The sequence below is a fragment of the Chitinophaga polysaccharea genome (genome assembly GCF_007829335.1).
GTDB lineage: Bacteria > Bacteroidota > Bacteroidia > Chitinophagales > Chitinophagaceae > Chitinophaga > Chitinophaga polysaccharea_B.
This window is the reverse complement of sequence record NZ_VIWO01000008.1, coordinates 23,428-42,344: the sequence shown is the minus strand read 5'-3', so window position 1 is coordinate 42,344 and position 18,917 is coordinate 23,428. Positions and strand designations below refer to the sequence as shown.

At 46.6% G+C, this 18,917-nt stretch carries 15 protein-coding genes; 9 read left to right on the top strand and 6 right to left on the bottom strand.

Annotated features, from left to right (window positions below):
* The first annotated feature begins 3 nt into the window (after positions 1–3).
* Entirely contained in the window at positions 4–3,825 is a 3,822-nt protein-coding gene (locus FHW36_RS23805) for a sensor histidine kinase (RefSeq protein ID WP_145672823.1), read from the top strand.
* A gap of 76 nt (positions 3,826–3,901) precedes the next feature.
* On the opposite strand, the gene plsX is transcribed toward FHW36_RS23805, so the two are convergent.
* The 3 genes from plsX to FHW36_RS23790 are packed head-to-tail and all read right to left on the bottom strand — an operon-like array spanning position 3,902 to position 5,653.
* Complete coding sequence (plsX, locus tag FHW36_RS23800; RefSeq protein WP_145672821.1) at positions 3,902–4,855, bottom strand: phosphate acyltransferase PlsX; 954 nt, start codon at positions 4,853–4,855, stop codon at positions 3,902–3,904.
* Between the two features lie 48 nt (positions 4,856–4,903).
* On the bottom strand, positions 4,904–5,098 hold the full coding sequence (gene rpmF, locus FHW36_RS23795; protein ID WP_079473289.1) for a 50S ribosomal protein L32: 195 nt from the start codon (positions 5,096–5,098) through the stop codon (positions 4,904–4,906).
* A 12-nt stretch (positions 5,099–5,110) separates the two neighbouring features.
* Positions 5,111–5,653, bottom strand: coding sequence for a YceD family protein (locus tag FHW36_RS23790; protein WP_145672819.1), 543 nt, complete (start codon positions 5,651–5,653; stop codon positions 5,111–5,113).
* Positions 5,654–5,896: 243 nt separating this feature from the next.
* Between FHW36_RS23790 and FHW36_RS23785 the strand changes: the two genes are divergently transcribed.
* Positions 5,897–8,329: a PAS domain S-box protein gene (locus FHW36_RS23785; RefSeq protein ID WP_145672817.1), complete on the top strand. Its 2,433-nt coding sequence runs from the start codon at positions 5,897–5,899 to the stop codon at positions 8,327–8,329.
* Here FHW36_RS23785 and FHW36_RS23780 read toward each other — a convergent pair.
* Complete coding sequence (locus tag FHW36_RS23780; protein WP_186452576.1) at positions 8,321–9,199, bottom strand: fructosamine kinase family protein; 879 nt, start codon at positions 9,197–9,199, stop codon at positions 8,321–8,323. The two genes, FHW36_RS23785 and FHW36_RS23780, sit on opposite strands and share 9 nt — an antisense overlap.
* Positions 9,200–9,214: 15 nt before the next feature.
* Between FHW36_RS23780 and FHW36_RS23775 the strand changes: the two genes are divergently transcribed.
* Positions 9,215–10,303, top strand: coding sequence for a DUF3810 domain-containing protein (locus tag FHW36_RS23775; RefSeq protein ID WP_145672813.1), 1,089 nt, complete (start codon positions 9,215–9,217; stop codon positions 10,301–10,303).
* On the opposite strand, the gene FHW36_RS23770 is transcribed toward FHW36_RS23775, so the two are convergent.
* Entirely contained in the window at positions 10,300–11,247 is a 948-nt protein-coding gene (locus FHW36_RS23770) for an arginase (RefSeq protein WP_145672811.1), read from the bottom strand. The two genes, FHW36_RS23775 and FHW36_RS23770, sit on opposite strands and share 4 nt — an antisense overlap.
* Positions 11,248–11,484: 237 nt before the next feature.
* On the opposite strand from FHW36_RS23770, the gene FHW36_RS23765 reads away from it, so the two are divergent.
* The 4 genes from FHW36_RS23765 to FHW36_RS23750 all read left to right on the top strand — a co-directional run bounded on the left by FHW36_RS23765 (position 11,485) and on the right by FHW36_RS23750 (position 15,509).
* Positions 11,485–12,624 (top strand): acyl-CoA dehydrogenase, encoded by a 1,140-nt coding sequence (locus FHW36_RS23765; RefSeq protein ID WP_145672809.1) that lies wholly within the window; start codon positions 11,485–11,487, stop codon positions 12,622–12,624.
* Positions 12,625–12,769: 145 nt separating this feature from the next.
* Entirely contained in the window at positions 12,770–13,459 is a 690-nt protein-coding gene (locus FHW36_RS23760; RefSeq protein ID WP_145672807.1) for a YggS family pyridoxal phosphate-dependent enzyme, read from the top strand.
* 4 nt (positions 13,460–13,463) lie between these two features.
* Positions 13,464–14,708 carry a peroxiredoxin family protein gene (locus tag FHW36_RS23755; protein WP_145672805.1) on the top strand — a complete coding sequence of 415 codons (1,245 nt, stop codon included), beginning with the start codon at positions 13,464–13,466 and terminating at the stop codon, positions 14,706–14,708.
* A 498-nt stretch (positions 14,709–15,206) separates the two neighbouring features.
* Complete coding sequence (locus FHW36_RS23750; protein WP_145672803.1) at positions 15,207–15,509, top strand: YtxH domain-containing protein; 303 nt, start codon at positions 15,207–15,209, stop codon at positions 15,507–15,509.
* A gap of 90 nt (positions 15,510–15,599) precedes the next feature.
* Here FHW36_RS23750 and FHW36_RS23745 read toward each other — a convergent pair whose 3' ends face one another.
* Positions 15,600–16,322 (bottom strand): SRPBCC family protein, encoded by a 723-nt coding sequence (locus FHW36_RS23745; RefSeq protein WP_145672801.1) that lies wholly within the window; start codon positions 16,320–16,322, stop codon positions 15,600–15,602.
* A 230-nt stretch (positions 16,323–16,552) separates the two neighbouring features.
* Here FHW36_RS23745 and FHW36_RS23740 point away from each other — a divergent pair, with 230 nt between their 5' ends.
* On the top strand, positions 16,553–17,407 hold the full coding sequence (locus FHW36_RS23740) for a 3-keto-disaccharide hydrolase (RefSeq protein WP_145672800.1): 855 nt from the start codon (positions 16,553–16,555) through the stop codon (positions 17,405–17,407).
* A gap of 250 nt (positions 17,408–17,657) precedes the next feature.
* Positions 17,658–18,878, top strand: coding sequence for a DUF4272 domain-containing protein (locus FHW36_RS23735; RefSeq protein ID WP_145672798.1), 1,221 nt, complete (start codon positions 17,658–17,660; stop codon positions 18,876–18,878).
* The last annotated feature ends 39 nt before the right edge of the window (positions 18,879–18,917 follow it).

Here is an 18,917-nt window from a genome sequence, read left to right as displayed (position 1 = left end):
GCATTGATCGACGCTAAAGAAATAAGACTCTTTTTCCTCCGGCACGGATACCTGTTGATCGTGGCTGCCTGGCTCTTTACTTTTGCCTTCCTGTTCAGCAACTACTGGTCGTACTACTCCTCGCCGCAAGGCGTGAAACGTAGCATGGAGAAAAGTATCCACCAGCGCGAAAAAGATTTTCAACGCCTGGCAACAGATACCTCGCTGACCAACGCCCTGCTGCAACGCAATTATAGTCAGAAAACGCTGGACCAGCTTACCAACCAGCCGGAATACTATCTCTTCGCCTACGACTCTTCCAACTCCGGCGTATGGCTTACATTCTGGAATACCAGCCAGGTACAACCAGATGAGCTGCAAACGACCCTGCAACCGGGCAACCGGTTCATGAAGCTGAAAAACGGCTATTATGAAGTGCTTACCCGCCGGATGAAATCTACCGCCGAACACCAGCAATTCCTGGTAGGCGTAATACCGGTGCGCATGGAATATGCCATCAAAAACAGCTACCTCGTCAGCCACTTTTATCATAAGGAAGAACTGGGCGATGAATATAGCATCCTGCGGGAAATGCCGGCCCTGCTGCTGCCGGAACATATTATCCTGCCGGTGAATAACGGAAGCGGACAAACGCTCTTTTATCTCGACTATAACGCGGGTATGCACGTACATCCCCCCAACAACCTGAGCGTACTGCTGCGGATACTGGGCTGTATCTGTGTCCTGATATTCCTGAACCTCTTTGCTACCTTACTGGCGAAAACCACGAATCCGCTGTATGGCTTCCTGTTCCTGTTTCTCATCGTATTCGGACTCCGGGTGCTTAGCTATATGTATCCCTTTCCGTTCGACCTGAAAGAGCTCAATATCTTCGACCCCAGGATCTATGCGAAAGATGAGGTGTTTTATTCCCTCGGCGACCTGCTCGTCAACGTGCTGCTCGCATTCTGGATGGTGCTCTTTTTCCGGGAACATGTAAAAACCATCAACCCACCGGTGATCCGTAACCGCTGGCTGCAAAGCGGGGTGATCATCGTCGCCAGCCTCATTCTCTATATCGTAGAGCAATTCATGGCCGACCTGATCCAAAGCCTGGTAATAGATTCCAAGATATCGTTTGATGTCACCAACTTTATCAGCCTGCCGGAATACAGTATTATGTACAGTGTTATCGGCTTTGTGGTCCTGGGATTCATCTCGTTCAGCTTTTTATTCTTCTCCCAGATTATTAACTACCTGCTCAATGAACTCACCAATTTCCAGTACCGTACCAAGTACATCTGGCTGGGAGCCGTAGGTATTATCTGGCTGCTGTTCCGCATACATAACCCCGAATTGCCGTTCTCCATATCCATGGTCATCTGGCTGTTGCTATATATTGTATTGCTCGACTTTATTGCCGACCGTTTCGAAAGCAGCTTGGCTACCGTTCCTTTCCTTTTCTGGCTTTTCCTGTTGACCATCACCACCTCTGGCGCACTGGTGCATTACAACAATCACAAAGAGTTATATGCCCGGGAAAAGCTGGCGGAAGATCTGTCTAAACAGAAAGACCCTTACCTGGAAATGCTGCTGAACGATATCGGGAAAAAGATAGAGCAGGATGAAGCCATCCAGTTTTTCTTCCAGGACCACGGCGCCAGGGACCATCGCAAGGGGGCTTTCGATGAGCTTCTACAGAAATATTTCCAGGGATACCTGAGCCGGTTTAAGGTAAATATCTATGCCTACGATGAAAACGGCGCCTCCCTGTTTTCCTCGGATACTGTGAGCCTGATGACTTTTAACCGGTTGATGTTTACCAACCCGGAAGCCGCGTCTTCATTGGTTCCCGGCAACGATCTTTATTATTACGAACGTAGTTTCAACGACTATAGCTATATCGCCAAAAAGGAATTTCGTAAAGCCAATAACGACATTGCCGGTTGGCTGGTGTATACGCTATCGCCCAAACCCGTGAGCAGCGACCGCCTTTACCCCGAACTGCTGGTGGAAGGCGACCTCTCTGATCCGGGCCGTGAATACGCCGGCACCTATTCCTTTGCAGTATATGATAAAGGCATACTCGTAAGCAACAACAACGACTTTCCTTTCCCTATACGCCTCTATCCGAACGATCTTCCCACCGCAGATGTAGAGATAAGAGCTGTTAAGGGCTATTCAGAGCTGATCTATAGGGCGTCGGCCGAAAAAGTGGTGATGGTGGTAAAGGAAAACAGGATGTTTATAGAGTTCATTACGCTCTTTGCTTACATGTTCTGCCTGTTCCTGCTCATCATTGTCATCTATAAGGCTTTCGACCTGCTCATCAAAGCCAGGATGCGCCTGGCTAACCTGCGGAGTCTTATCAATGTAAACATCCGCAAGAAAGTACACGGTACCATTATTTTCGTTATCATATTTTCCTTCCTCATCCTCGGTATCACTACCATCAAATTCTTCATCTACCGCTCGGAAGCGCAAAACCGCGAGCGCCTGAGTAAAACCATGAGAGAGGTAGCAAAGGATGTGGAAAAAGTATTCGAAAATCAGCGCGATCTCGACCAGGTGGGGGATATATACGATTCTGAACTGATGAAGAAATTGTCGACCTCCCTTTCTGATATCGCCGATGAAAGGGCGCTCGACATCAACATCTACGACCGGGATGGCAACCTGCAACTCACCACACAGCCGCTGATGACCGACAAAGGGCTGATTTCCTCCAAAATGGATCCGCAGGCCTATTTCCGGCTGTTCCGCCAGGAGCAGATCCAGTTTATCCATACGGAATATATTGGCATCATGCCTTTCCTGTCGGGTTATATGCCCCTGCGCAATCATGATACCCACGAGGTGATCGCTTACCTGAACGTACCGTATTTTGCCACGCAAACAGAGTTGAATCAACAGATATCCAACTTCCTCGTAGCGCTGATTAATTTCAATGCCTTTATCTTCCTCATTGCCGGTATGCTGGCCTTGCTGATCACCAACTCTATTACCCGTTCCTTCTCCCTGGTAACGGAAAAGCTGCGTCACGTGAACCTGGGGCAGCGTAACGATGAAATAGAATGGGATAAGGATGATGAAATCGGCGCGCTGGTAAAAGAGTATAACAAAATGGTGCGTAAACTGGAAGTGAGTGCGGCAAGGCTGGCCAAGAGCGAACGGGAGGGGGCCTGGAGAGAAATGGCCCGCCAGGTAGCCCACGAAATCAAGAATCCGCTTACCCCCATGAAGCTGAGTATCCAGTACCTGCAGCGCGCTATTGCGGGCGATTCTCCCAATGTAAAGGAGCTGTCGCGCAACGTAGCAGGCACGCTGGTAGAGCAGATCGAGCACCTGTCCAATATAGCATCCGACTTTTCGGCCTTTGCCCGCATCGGCGAACCGAATAACGAAACAGTGCTGCTGAATGAAGTGGTACACTCACTCACATCCTTGTATCAGGGCCACGAAGATTGTGAAGTTATTTACCTCATGCCGGAGCAGGACTTTTATGTATTTGCCGATAAAACGCAGATGAACAGGCTCTTTACCAACCTGCTGCTCAATGCCATACAGGCCATTCCCGACGACAGGAAAGGGCAGATCAGGGTGCGGTTACAGAAAACTGCCGACCAGTACGTGATCGTTAGTGTAGCGGATAACGGACAAGGCATTTCAACAGAGGTGCAGTCCCGCATCTTTGTGCCTAATTTTACGACCAAATCTTCCGGCACCGGCCTGGGGCTGGCCATGTGTAAAAACATCGCGGAACAGGCCCGCGGCGAAATATGGTTTGAAACCATTCTCAATGAAGGCACTACCTTTTACGTAAAACTGCCACTCATCCAGGAATAACATCTTGCATAAATACCATAAAAAAACCGTTTCGATCGTTCGAAACGGTTTTTTTAAATAACTTCTTCGGCAAGGATTATTGTACTTCTTTTGCTACAAAGCTCTCTTTAATTTTCTCCAACAGTTTGCTGTCGATAATTTGTTGTGCCAGTTGTATCATGTTTTTGAAGGCCATCCCTTTGGAAATACCGTGACCGATAATTACAGGTTTGGAAACGCCTAAAACAGGAGTACCGCCGTATGATTCAAAATCCAGTTTGTTAATGTATTCATCATGAATATTGCGTTTTACCGCGATTTCATGGAATGATTCTGCCATTTTCAGCACCACGTTACCAGTAAAACCTTCACAAACAATTACATCTGATTTTTCAGAGAAGATATCTCTACCTTCAATGTTACCAACGAAATTGATTTGTTTGTTTTCTTTTAACAGGGGATAGGTGGCTTGCGCGAGCAAATTGCCTTTGCCTTCTTCTTCACCGATATTCAGCAAGCCTACCTTAGGATTGTTGACCTTGAGGATATGCTTGGAGTATAGGGAACCAAGAAGGGCAAATTGCGCCAGGTTTTCAGGTTTACAGTCGGCATTGATACCTACATCGAGTAACAGACCGTACGAACCGTTTTCACGGGGTACCAGAGTAGATATAGTAGGACGTTGCACTCCTTCTATGGCCTTAATAGAATAATAGGTGCCCACCATCATGGCGCCGGTATTACCGGCACTGATGAAAGCATCTACTTTTCCTTCCTTCAATAAATGAAAACCGATTGAGATAGATGAATGTGGCTTCTCTTTCAGCGCCTTAGTAGGATGTTCATCCATCCCAATTACCTGGGATGAATGAACAACTGAATATTTTGATTGGTCCAGCTGTGCAGCTGTTAATAAAGGAGCCAATTGTTGCTCGTCTCCTATCAATACCAGATGCACATCAGATGCAACATTGTCTAAATATACTTTTACTCCTTTTACTGCTTCTGCGGGGGCGAAGTCGCCTCCCATCATATCAAGCCCGATTCTCATGTAACTCAAGTTTGTTCTTGTTAGCTCGGGTAAAAATAAGTAAAATAATTATTTAGCTGCGCTCTGTTTTTCCAACACTACTTTACCTCTGTAGTACAGTTTGTTTTCCACCCAATGAGCACGGTGTCTCAGGTGCACTTCACCGGTTGCGCTGTCTGTGCTTAAAGTATCCGCTACCGCCTTATAATGCGTTCTTCTCTTTGCTGATCTTTGCTGAGAATGTCTGCGTTTAGGATTTGGCATTTTATTTAATTTTTAATTGTCCTTAAATTTATCCAACCCTTTCCAGATTGGGTTATCGTTTTCTTTTGCCTGCTGGTTCATTTGCTCCAGCATTTCAATCACCTTCGGATTACACCCACTCTTGCCATCGGCATTGTCGGGATGGATCCGCTGCATTGGAATGCTCAAATGGATGAATTCGTAGATATACTCCGCCACATTTAAATGGCTTTCTGTTTTCAATATATACGAAACTTCCGGATCCTCTTCATCGTTTGCCAACTCTTCTGGATGCTCTACCAGCTTTACTACCTGGTTAAAATCATCCCAAAGCTGCATTTCAAAGGGCTCGCCACAACGGTCACATGTAACAGTTACTTTTCCGCCAATCTCAAATTTCAACAAAAAGAAATTGCTCTTTTTGTCTAATAAGAGGTTGACAGTCACCGCACAATTGCTAAAATCCTTCGGCTCTTCAAAATTATCAAAGAAACTATCTCCGATAACATACTGAAATGAATGAACCCCCGGATTTAATCCGACAAAGGCAATATCAAATTCACGGAGTGGTTTCATATCAATATCCTCACTTTTAGAGGGATGCAAAGGTAATTAAATATTTGCAATTGCAAAAATTTCATAAATTTGTTCACTAACGATATCTTATTTATATATATATTTATATCATAAAATATCAGCCATATTGATGTTGTGACATCGGGCGTGAGGCGCAAAGGTACGGAATTCACCTTTATCTTATACCTGTTTTTCGCAATTCAACAATTATTGAAAACCCGTAGTACCCTATTCCATCAATAGATGAAGGCCACTGGAAGAAAGAGTAAGAAAACAATTGCTTCTGAGCACACCGGCATGCCAACAAACGGCGCACCGGACGTCTTTTCTCTGCCCATTACCGCCTGGCTCAATAGTACCAATGCCGGTATCCTGGTAACCAATGAAAAATTCCGCTGCATCTGGATAAACGACATCTTTGCACAATATATGGGCAAAGAATCCCCCGTCAACCGGACTTACACCGATCTTATCCGGTTCTTTAAGCCCATGGTCGCCGAAAACGTCACCCTCGAAGCAAAGATGAAATCCCTCCGCCGGGAAAAAAAGCCCTGGTTTGGCTGGGAAGTGCCCTTCCGCAACGGACAGATATGGGAAATTACCTACCTCCCCGTATTCAACGGCAAGGGCTTCAGCGGCAGCATCTGGCAGGCCATCGACGTTACCCGCCGCCATCATACCCAGGAAGCCATCCGGCGCAACGAGGAAAAATTCAGGGTCATCCTCAACAACCTCAACGCCGCCATGTGCGAAACCGACGTAAAAGGCAATATTACCCGCGTATACGAAAGCTTCTGCCGCCTTTCCGGCTACCAGGAGAACGAACTGATCGGAAAAAATATTACGGACATCTTCGTGCCGGAACAAAACCGCGCCTTCGCCAGGGCCCTCCGCAGAAAACGACTGGAGGAAAATGTTCCCCTGGTATACGACATGGAAATAAAGCTGAAAGACGGCTCCCACCGCTGGATATTGGCCAGCTCCACGAATATCTACGACCACAATGGCCGTATTACCGGGGGCGCCGGCATCCACATGGACATCACCCGGCAAAAGAAACTGCAAACCGACCTCGAGGAAGCCCGCAAACAGGCCGACGAAGCCCGCCATGCACAGAAAGACTTCCTCGCCAGCATGAGCCACGAAATCAGAACCCCGCTCAACGCCATCATCGGCATGGCCCACCTCCTGGAAGAAACCCAGCTGGATCCACAACAGAAAGAATACGTCAACATACTCAAACACTCTTCCGGCATACTGTTGGGCATTGTCAGTGATATTCTCGATATTTCACGGATAGAAGCCGGGGAAATACAAGTCAACCAACGCGAATTCAACCTCCGTGAACTGATTCAATCCCTCCGCCATACTTTTGAACTAAAACTGGGCCGCCGACCCGTGAAAATCACCGCCGAACTGGATGCCAGCCTCAATACCTGGCTCATCGGCGACAACGTGCTACTGAACCAAATACTACTCAATTTGTTAGGAAATGCAGAGAAGTTTACCAATGAAGGTGAAATTGCTATCAAAGCCACCCAGGAAAGCTGGCTGGATAACAAACTCTGGATACGGTTCCGCGTGGCAGATACCGGCATCGGTATACGGAAAGATAAACTGGAACTAATCTTTAAAAACTATAAACAGGCAGAAGGAGATATCCGCGAAAAATATGGCGGCACCGGCCTGGGCCTTGCCATCGCCAAACAACTGGTGGAATTCCAGGGGGGCACCATCGCAGTGGAAGAACTGCCTGGTTTTAATACCTGCTTCAGTTTCAATATCCCCTTTATGGATAGCCGGCGCCCCCTCACTAACAACGCCGGAAAACTAGGCAGAAAGCTCTTGCAAAGATCCTTCGAACACGCCCGGGTACTCGTCGTAGAGGATAATCAAATGAATCTCCGATATATCATGAGCCTGCTCGAAAAATATAAAATCAACTATCAGCTCGCTACCAACGGGCCCGACGCTACCTATTTTCTGGACTCCAGGCAATACGACCTTATCCTCATGGACATCCGTATCCCGGGGATGAACGGGCTGGAACTGGCGCAAAAAATCAGACTGGACGAACAACAACCTAATGTAGCTACTCCCGTTATCGCCACCACCGCCGTAGCCATGGAAAGCACCGCTACAATGGCCAGAGAAGCAGGAATAACCGACATTCTCACAAAACCGTACACGCCAGACCAGCTATTACAGATTTTTAATAAATATCTCAACGAAGACGAAACAGAACTTATAATGGAAGAAGTGCAGCACCTAAGTGGGTTTGAGTTTAACAGCGATTTGGACGTAAAGTATCTCACAGATCTCTATGAGGGTAACATTTCCTATGCCGCCGACTTGTTTGAAATCTTTATCAGAACTATCCGCGATGAAATCAAAAAAATTGATGTACTAGTCGACCACCGCGACTGGGAACAAATGAAATTCCAGGTACACAAACTGAAGCCCAACTTCGCCATGGTGGGCCTCACCTGGATCAACGCCAAAATGCAGGAGCTGGAAAATCAACTTCGCTTCAACCAGGAAACATACAGCACCGAAATCACCCAGCTATTTACCGAAATCAAGGAAGACCTGGATAAATACTACCCGCTGGTGGAAGAGGAATATCATAAAATGCGCGACTTTATCGACACACTCCCCGGGGAAACATCAATATGATTGTAAAATCTCCCGGATACTGTTGTAATAATTACCGCCAAACAATAACAAATGCACCATTAAAGGATATAACTGGCAAATGCCTATCCGTTGCTGCCAGCCCGGCGATAATGGATAGGCTGCCTGGTAAGCATAATAAAAACGGGTATCAAATCCGCCGAAAAGCCGGGTCATCGCCAAATCCATCTCCCTATGCCCGTAATATACCGCCGGGTCAAATACACAAACTTTCCCCTTGCTGCCTACCATAAAATTGCCTGACCATAAATCCCCATGCAGTAAAGCAGGCACTTCTGCCGGAAATATATGCGGCAACTGCCGGCATAAAGTCTCCACCTGTTGTACCATCTGCTTATCTACAATCTGCTGGTCATACGCCATCCGGATCAGCGGCAACAACCGGTTAAACGCATAAAACACTGCCCAGCTGCTGTAAGGCGTATTGTATTGCTTTAAACTTCCAATATAATTAGGCCCGTTATAACCAAAATGAGGCTGCGTTACCTTGTGCTGCCGTGCCAGCGATACCGCAAAATCATCCCAGAACCCACTAAGCGCCTGTCCCTTTGTTAAAAACTCCAGCAACAGGTAAGCCTGTCCATTTACCCGCCCGTAACCCAACGGTTTGGGCGTATCCAGCGCCTGAGCCGACTGCAACTCCAGTAAACCCGCGTATTCCTGCGCAAACATATCCGGGAAACGCACGCCATCATTCATCTTCACAAAAAAATAGCCCTCGTTGGTGGCTATACGAAAAGATTTATTAATATCGCCCCCATGAACGCTTTTTGCTTCATTTATATGTATTTTTACCTTCAATTGCTCGGAAAGCGCCGTACTCAACTGCATTTGTAGAATTTCATCTATCATGTTCCGCCACATTATATGGAAACAAAAATTCGGATTAAAAAGAAAATCATCCGTATTGTACTAACACTTACGGCTATACTGTTGTTAAAAATATTATTTGCCTGGAGTAATCATTTTAACGATTTCTACTTCCATAGGTGGTATAAGTGGAGTAGCTTGGCTTTCAGACATGTAACAGGTATAGTTCCCTTTAGCATTGGCGATGTAATATATACTGCCTGGATTATTGGAGGAATATTTTATTTGTTAAAACTATGTTATAAACTCGTTCGCCTTGCCTGGGAAGATACCGGTATGCTCATGCTGAAAGGCATTCATTTCCTGTTAAAGGCCTACCTTTTTTTCCTCGTATTATGGGGCGGCAACTACGAACGGAACCCACTCGCTGCCGACACCGGCGTTGTGACCACCCGTTACAATACACAACAGCTTTACCAGCTCTCAGATACCCTGCTTCAACTGGTCAACCTCGAAAAAGCCAATACCGGCGATACAATCGGTGTAATGAAGGCGGATATCGCCGCTATCCCGGTTTTCCAGCGGGCAATAGCTGCTTATGCCGCAGCTGCCCATACCTGGCCCGCCCTGCAATACAAGGCGCCCAGCATTAAACCTTCCTTGTATGGCAAATGGCTGAACTATACCGGGGTAACCGGTTACCTGAACCCTTTCACAGGGGAGGCCCAGGTAAATACGACGGTGCCCGCCGTACTGCAGCCCTTTATTACCTGCCATGAAATAGCCCACCAGCTGGGATATGCACCGGAAGAAGATGCCAATTTTGTAGGATACCTGGCAGCTACCAGTATTCCGGATAGCCATTTCCGTTATGCCGCCCATTTCGATATGTTTATGTACAGCGTACGGCAATTAGCCTATCATGATACCACCCTGGCTAAAAATATCTGGAGCCGGACGGTACCTGGCGTGAAAGCCGACCATAAAGCCATCATCCGTTTCTATGAAACGTATACCGGCAAGACCGATGAATTCTTTACTGCAGCGTATGACCGCTATCTGAAAGCTAATAAACAAGACAAGGGTATTCGCAGTTATAGTGAGGTAACAGGTTGGTTGATCGCCTACTTTAAAATAAAACCCTAGTTCATCATCAGTACGTTTACGCTCCGTTGCAGGATATTAAAGGCTATCTCCGCCATCAGGTTCTCACGGTCCAGCGTAGGGTTTACCTCAGTAATTTCAAAACAACAGATCTTGCGGTGCTGCATGAATTTCGCAATCAGGTCTTCTGCCTCCCGCTCCCTTAATCCATTACTTACCGGCGTGCCCGTACCTTTGGAAATGGAAGCATCCAGGCTATCCACATCAAACGATACATAAATATATTCGCAGTCGCTCAGGTAACGGAATACCGATCGCGAAATGTTTTCCGGCCCCTTGCGGCGTACTTCGCTGGTGGTAATCACTTTCATGCCATATTGTTTGATCAGGTGGTCTTCTTCCTTCTCAAAATCCCGGAGGGAGATGAACACAATATCTTCTGGCAGTACCTTGGGAGCTATTTTGCCAATGTTTTTAAGCGCATTCCACATTTTGGCGGTATTCTCATCAATATCATGTACTTTACAGTCCATATTATCTTCTGCAATAGCGGTGGCCAGGGGCATCCCATGCATATTGCCTGATGGAGTGGTATATGGCGTATGGAGGTCGGCATGGGCATCTATCCAGATCACACCCAGCTTGGCTTTGGGATGGGCCATCTTCAAACCGGCAATAGTGGCGCCTGCGGTACTATGGTCGCCCGATAACAAAACCGGGAACCAGTTGGCTTTTACCGTTTCACACACACTTTTGCTGATACGCTCATACATATTGAAAGTGCCTTTGATCCGCTTGGCATAAGGCGATTCAATAGGCTCAAATAACAGTTTATTCTCCGTTTCAATTGCTTCGGTGGGGAAGTGCACAAAAAAGTTGCTCATGAAATCCAGCGCCGCAATCTTAATCGCATCTACACCTAAACTGGCGCCCCTGGTTCCTGCTCCGATTTCTGATTTTACTTCTATTATTTTAATATTCTTCATAAAAAGATCATTATAGGCAAGCTACAGGATTTTATGTGAACGCCCAAAGCAGGGGACAGTGCAATGGTGAAAAAGTTGTATATAATATCTGAATCAAATCCAATACAGTAGAGGAATTGTAGCGATTTGTTCAATGTTTTCGCGAATATGGTTGATAACGTTGAATTTTAATCGCGCCATTTTTTTAGATGCTGATTTATAAATAATTTGGACACTATTACCTATAAAATTATAACCATGGATTTTCAATTGACGGAAGAGCATCTGATGATACAGAAGGCTGCTCGCGATTTTGCCATCAACGAATTGTTGCCCGGTGTAATAGAAAGAGATGAACACCAGAAATTCCCGGCCGAACAGGTAAAGAAACTGGGAGAACTGGGGTTCCTGGGAATGATGGTAAGCCCTAAATATGGGGGAGCAGGGCTGGACGCGATCTCTTATGTATTGGCCATGGAAGAAATTTCCAAAATCGATGCTTCGGCCTCTGTAGTCATGAGTGTAAATAACTCGCTTGTTTGCTGGGGACTGGAAACTTTCGGTACAGAAGAACAAAAACAAAAATACCTGGTACCACTAGCCACTGGTCAGATTATCGGCGCCTTTATGCTGAGCGAGCCGGAAGCCGGTTCTGATGCCACTTCCCAGCGCACTACCGCAGAAGATAGAGGCGATCATTACCTGCTCAATGGTACCAAAAACTGGATCACCAACGGCAACTCCGCCAGCGTATACCTGGTAATGGCCCAAACCCACCCGGAAAAAGGCAGCAAAGGTATCAACACATTGATTGTAGAAAAGAATATGCCCGGTGTTACTATCGGCGCCAAGGAAAATAAATTGGGTATCCGCGGTAGCGATACCCACAGCGTGATGTTCCAGGATGTAAAAGTACCTAAAGAGAATAGAATAGGGGAGGATGGCTTTGGATTTAAGTTTGCCATGAAAACCCTTGCCGGCGGCCGTATAGGCATCGCTTCCCAGGCCCTGGGCATCGCCAGCGGCGCCTATGAACTGGCGCTCAAATACTCCAGGGAAAGAAAAGCATTTGGCAAAGAAATATCCCAACACCAGGCCATCCAGTTTAAGCTGGCAGATATGGCCACCCGCATTGAAGCTTCCCGCTTGTTATGCCTGAAAGCTGCCTGGGAGAAAGACCATCACCTCGACTATACCCTGAGCAGCTCTATGGCCAAGGTATTCTCTTCCGAAACAGCGATGTGGGTAACCACAGAAGCAGTACAGGTGCACGGTGGGTACGGCTATGTGAAGGAATACCACGTAGAACGCCTTATGCGCGACGCCAAAATTACCCAGATTTATGAGGGTACCTCCGAGGTACAACGCATTGTTATTAGCCGCAGTATACTCGCGTAGAAGAGCGTAAAGCTGAAGGCGTAAAGTAAAAAGCTATTGGAGCGAATAATCTTATGGATTTTAAAAAAGTCTTATAGGTCATTCGCTCCAATAGCTTTTTACTTTACGCCTTCAGCTTTCAGCCGTTTATGCGTATTTTTGCAAAATGGCTATTAACTTAAAAGCGTATCAGGAGGTTCTTTCCCAGCTATCACCATACCAGGCAAAACTGGTGGCCGTATCCAAAACAAAACCAGTAAGTGATGTGGAGGCTTTTTACGCAGCAGGGCAAAGAATCTTCGGAGAAAATTATGTACAGGAATTAACCGAAAAACAGGCAGTATTACCGGCAGATATTGAATGGCACTTCATTGGTCACCTGCAGTCCAATAAAGTGAAATATATCGCCCCTTTTGTGCATACTATCCATGCGGTAGACAGCTTGAAGCTGCTGCAGGAAATCAACAAACAGGCCGCTAAATACCAGCGGGTGATCCATTGCCTGTTACAGGTGCATATCGCAGCAGAGGAAACCAAATTTGGTATGGATGAACAGGAGTTACAGCAACTGCTTCAAACCTATGCGGCCAACCCGGCAGCTTTTTCGCATGTACGTATTGCCGGTATGATGGGAATGGCCACCAATACTACCAATGAAACGCAGATCCATAAAGAGTTCCACCAGCTCCACCAATTATTCGGATCAGTTAAAACCACTTATTTTAACCACGAAACGTATTTTAAAGAACTGTCCATTGGCATGAGCGCCGATTACCCCATCGCCCTGCAGGAAGGGAGCACGATGGTGCGTATTGGCAGCCTGCTCTTTGGAGAAAGGAACTATTCACAAAAGTAAACGTATGAAGAAATTATGGATCTACCTGGCGGGTATCGGACTGGCCGCCTGCAATGGAAATACCACCAAACACCTGTCCAATGGCGTATGGCAGGCCAAACTGCACCGTAAAGACGGCGCAGATATCGTATTCAACTTTGATGTAAGAGATAGCATCGGTAAACCGGTATTGTTCGTGCTCAATGCCACGGATAAACTGCTGGTAGATGATGTAAAACAACAGGGTGATTCTGTGTTTATTAAAATGCCTTTCTTTGATTCAGAGTTTAAGGCAAAACTCAACTCCGACAGTGCATTGGAAGGAGTATGGGTCAGGCACCTGGCCGACAAAGACGTGAGTATTCCGTTTACCGCGGCGGCAGGCAACGCCGACAGGTTCCCTGTCAACAAGCCCGCTGTAGCGAATGTCACCGGCCGTTGGGCAACGCAGTTTGTGTCTCCAAAAGATAAGGATAAGGCGCCGTCTACCGCTATCGGCGAATTTAAACAGGTGGGTAACCTGGTACAGGGTACTTTCCTGACAACTACCGGCGACTATCGCTTCCTGGAAGGCGTAGTGGACGGCGATACCCTTCGCCTCTCTACTTTCGACGGTTCACACGCCTACCTGTTCACGGCACAGGTAGGAAAAGACAGCATCTCCAGTGGCCGCTTCTATGCCGGCATCGGCGACGGCCTCGAATATTGGTCGGCAGTAAAGAATGACACTGCCCGTTTGCCCGATGAAAAAACGATTGCCACCATGAAACCAGGGCATGAACAGCTGGATTTCAGTTTCCCCGACCTCAATGGCAATAAGATAAGTCTGAAAGACGATCGCTTCAAAGATAAGGTGGTGATCATTACCCTCATGGGCTCCTGGTGCCCCAACTGTATGGATGAAACCGGGTTCCTGAGCAAATGGTATGAGAAAAATAAAGACCGGGGCGTGGAAGTGTTGGGCCTCGCCTATGAGCGTACCCCGGATTTTGAAAAATCAAAGAAAAGCCTGGAAGGTTTCCTCAAACGCTTCGATGTAAAATACCCGGTGCTTGTTACCGGCGTTACGCCGGCAGATCCTGAAAAAGGAGAGAAAACATTACCCCAGCTCACCGGTATCAAAGGATTCCCGACCACCATCTTCATCAACAAAAAAGGTAAGGTGCAGGAAGTACATACCGGGTTCTCCGGCCCGGGTACCGGCGAACACTATGAGCAGTTTCAGGCCAACTTCAACCGGCTCACTACTGATATGCTCAACGCAAAATAAGCAGTGGGAATAACGGCAATTTTCCCTGTAAAAGTGGCTAACGGAAAATATTTGACTAAAATATAATGTAGTCGTCAAAAAGCGTAAATCCTCTCTGGTATTTGATCTCCGGAGAGGATTTACTTTTTAAGAAAATTTATTATTTCATTTCTTTCAAAAAGGTTTGAAAAATACCAGAATGTAATTATTTTACTGCTCCGTTTGACTTTTATAAATTCCATTATCTAATACGCTTATCTTATCCACCTGCCGGGACAATGTCAACTCTGAGATTGTCCTGGATAGCGTTTCCACTGATGTTTTACGTTATTAAAAACTTATTTCACACTTCTTTCGGCAGGTGGTTTCTTCTCTTTATGTTCCTCATACTATAACATTTTCTTAAGAACAACGCACGCAAGGTGTACCATTAATGGCCTGATATTTGGAAAATTTCGACTCACAGTTCGGGATGAACCATGCACGCGTTTCATTTGTTTAACCATAAAATCCAATACTATGTCTACAACAAAATTTTTGGCAGGTGCTATAGCAGGATTAACTACCGGAATCGTCATTGGTATGTTAACCGCCCCCGATAGCGGCGATAAGACCCGCAAGAAAATTAAGTCTACCGCAGACGATTGGCGTCATAAAATCAATGGTTTAATCGGGCAGGAAAAAGAAGATTTATCTGAGTTAAGAGAAGTCTTTGAACATGAAATTACCGGACTGCAGGACGATGTACGTCAACGCGTGCTAAAACTGATTAATAAAAGCCAGGGTGCTTTTAACCGATTTAAGAAAGAAGCATTGTCATAAAGATTTTTGCGATAAACAGCAGCTGTTAAAAATGAAGCGGAGATAAACAGGTAAGCCCTTTTATCTCCGCTGCGTTTTTTAGGAATCAACTCAGGAGAGTACTTCTCCGGTTTCCATGTAATTCTTGAATCGTTTGATATCCCCAATAATCATATTTTCGAACGCAGGATTTAGCAGCCAGGCCAGCCCGGAGCCTACATATCCGGCAGGAGGCCGGTAACTGATCATCACGTCTACTTCAGTGCCACCATTATAAGTTTCACGGAAAGTAACCCTGCCGGCTGTGGCAATGGATGACCCGGGTAAGGAACGCCAGCCCAGCAGTTGCCCTGGCACTTCTTTCACTATTTCTGCATCCCATTCCAGCGTACCAATGCCACCAGGGCCTTTTACGATCCAGTGTGAATGGAAGGGATCTTTTTCTTCTACCGACTGCAAATGCCGCATAAATACCGGCAAATTATTCAGCTGTCGCCAGAAGTAGTATACTTCTTCCTTAGGGTTGTCGATCGTAATGGTAGTCCGGATATTCACCGCGCCAATATGTTTGTCAGCCTTCCGCTTTCCCAGCAGCCCGTTAATCAGGTCGTTGCCGCTGATGCCCCGGTAAAGCAGGTAACCTGCGCCCAGCAGCTTTAGCAAACTTTGCACGGGTTTTTTATCTACCCCGGCAATAGCATTTCCTATCAGCCAGGCTCCCGTAAAAATGGATACAATTCTGCCTTCCGGCGTTACGTTGATGATGTTGGAACCATCGTATAGGGTTCCCCCCTGAGGTGGTGCAATGTTGTGTGCTTGTTTTAAGGCATTCATATATACAGTTTGGGGAACTACCAGCGAAAACCCTGCACATTTGTTTAACTGCTGATAAATAATTGACTGTTAGGGAGATAAATATATGCCAACCTATTTCGACCTGTGGCACATCAGGTACGGTGCGTATTTTCTTACACACTCCCAACAGGTATTTTAACCGGTATTCCTTATTCGCCTTGTATTTTTCTAACTGATCGTTTATCTTGACTCATTAAATAAAAGAACATATGAAAAAAACATTGACCGCGTTATTGTTGTTAGCTGGTCTCCAAAGCGCCGCCCAGAAAGAAATAGCGCCCAATAAATGGCTGAAACTCTTTAATGGCAAAGACCTGAAAAACTGGGATGTCAAAATAACGGGGCATGACCTGAATGATAACTTTGGCAATACTTTCCGGGTAGACAGCGGCATGCTGAAAGTAAGCTACGATCACTACGATGATTTCAACGGACAATTTGGCCATATCTTCTACAAAAAGAATTTCTCCGCCTACCTGTTGGTAGTTGAATACAAATTTACCGGCGACCAGGTGAAAGGTGGGCCAGGATGGGCTTACCGCAATAGTGGTGTGATGTTGCACGGACAAACAGCCGCCAGTATGACGAAGGACCAGGACTTCCCCATCTCACTCGAAGAGCAACTGCTGGGTGGCGATGGCACCAATCCCCGTTCTACCTGTAACCTTTGTACACCAGGAACTAACGTGGTAATGAACGGTAAACTCATTAAAGACCATTGCATCAGCTCTACCTCCCAAACCTACCACGGTGATCAGTGGGTACATATCGAAGCCCTGGTGCTGCGCGATTCTGTGATTAAACATATCGTGGAGGGAGATACTGTTATCGTATATAATAAACCCCAGGTGGGCGGTGGCGCTGTGTCACACGCGAAACCCGAGTTACTGCAGGAAGGTCGTTTATTAACAGAAGGATCTATCTCCCTGCAAAGTGAAAGCCACCCGGTAGCTTTCAGGAAAGTAGAACTCTTCGACCTTTCTCCGTATGTAAACGATCCTGTTAAACTAAATAAAATACTTCACCAGCTGCAAAACCGTAACAAGACCAAGCAGGGAAAGTAACGATATCCATTTGAAGACGAGGCCTTGGTGGTCTTGGCGGTCTGGAACGCCGGGGTGGTACACATGCTGCTGCCAGGAGTAATAAACAGACAGTCACGACTGGCAAGGTTTTGTTTTTCATATGGCCTTGGTTTATGATGAAGAGAATAAAATCTGCCGTTGTTTTCCTATCTACCTTCATCAAATAAAGGCAAATCCAGTACCATTTATGCCCGCTTATGACTAACTTTGTGCCCTCGAAAAGAATAGCATGGAAAATTGTACCCTCTACACGCATGAAACAAACATGCAGCAAGTGTTAACCCACCTGCAAACACATTTCGGAGAAAAAGGAGTGAAAATAACCGGTCCTGCCCATCAATGGGAACAGTTAATGGTTACCACCGGGAAAACGCTCTTCCGTAAAGGCAATAGCCTCACGTTTACTTATCGTCAGCGGGCTATCCCAGGCTACCAGCTGGTACACAACGATGACCCGGTTATCACTAACCTGCGCGGTATGTACGGATTTATACAGGGACTGCCTGCCGATAATCCCAAATTGAAAGAATTACTGTTGGCGAAAGTAGCTACGCTGAACACTGAAATAGGTATCGTGGCTAACCCGGCTTTCACTGAAGAAAATAAAGCCCTGATCCTGGAGCTGGCCCAAAAACTGGATGGCATTTTCTTTAGCGGGGATACTACCATTTTCAAAACAGAGGTACAAGGCTTTTGGGACAAAACCGGGGCATTGTTGCTCGATGTAAATGGCCACTCCTCTGCAACAACGCTCGCAGTGAACATCGATGCAAAATATTTTGACGGAGAACACACGACCTCAGAGCAGGCATTGGCGCGGCGGGAACGTAATATCGCGCAACTTAATGCTATGAACGTGCCGACCATTGCATGGCTGCCCGCTATTGAAGACGAATCGACCGTGCAGCTGCGCAGTACCCGCGAAGTGGCTACCCGCGCAGCCGTACTGGCGGCTATCAATACGGTGGCTTTTGGTTATATAGAAGCGCCGGAAATTATCAGTTACCTGCAACGCTACCACCTTTGGGAGCACACCACGGCTGGCGAAAAAGCCTTCTTGGCGGATCCGCGGGAGGAATTGAGAAAAAGGGAAACCTGGAAATGTGAAGATATCTGGGTGCTGTTATGGGCACTGAAAAAAATACCGGCATTGGGAGAAATGGATGCACTCTGTGATCTCAATATGGTGCCACAGGACGTATTCCCGTTTCGCGGAACAGACGTTGATCCATCGGCCTTTTTGGATGCAGCTACGGAGCTACGTTCGGCTACTGAAATACTTGACGCCAATGATCTGTATTACCGCGCCGACTGGGCCTGCGTGAATGCCCGCGTGAAAAAAGAGCCGTCGCCGCTGCCACCAGGCGTGATTTATGAAAGACATTATGCGCTGAACTGGTTGATCACCTACAGGAACCAGGCGTGGGACGATGTTAGCTGCGATACCTGAGTAGTCATAAAAAAAGCCGGAAGCTGCACGCTTCCGGCT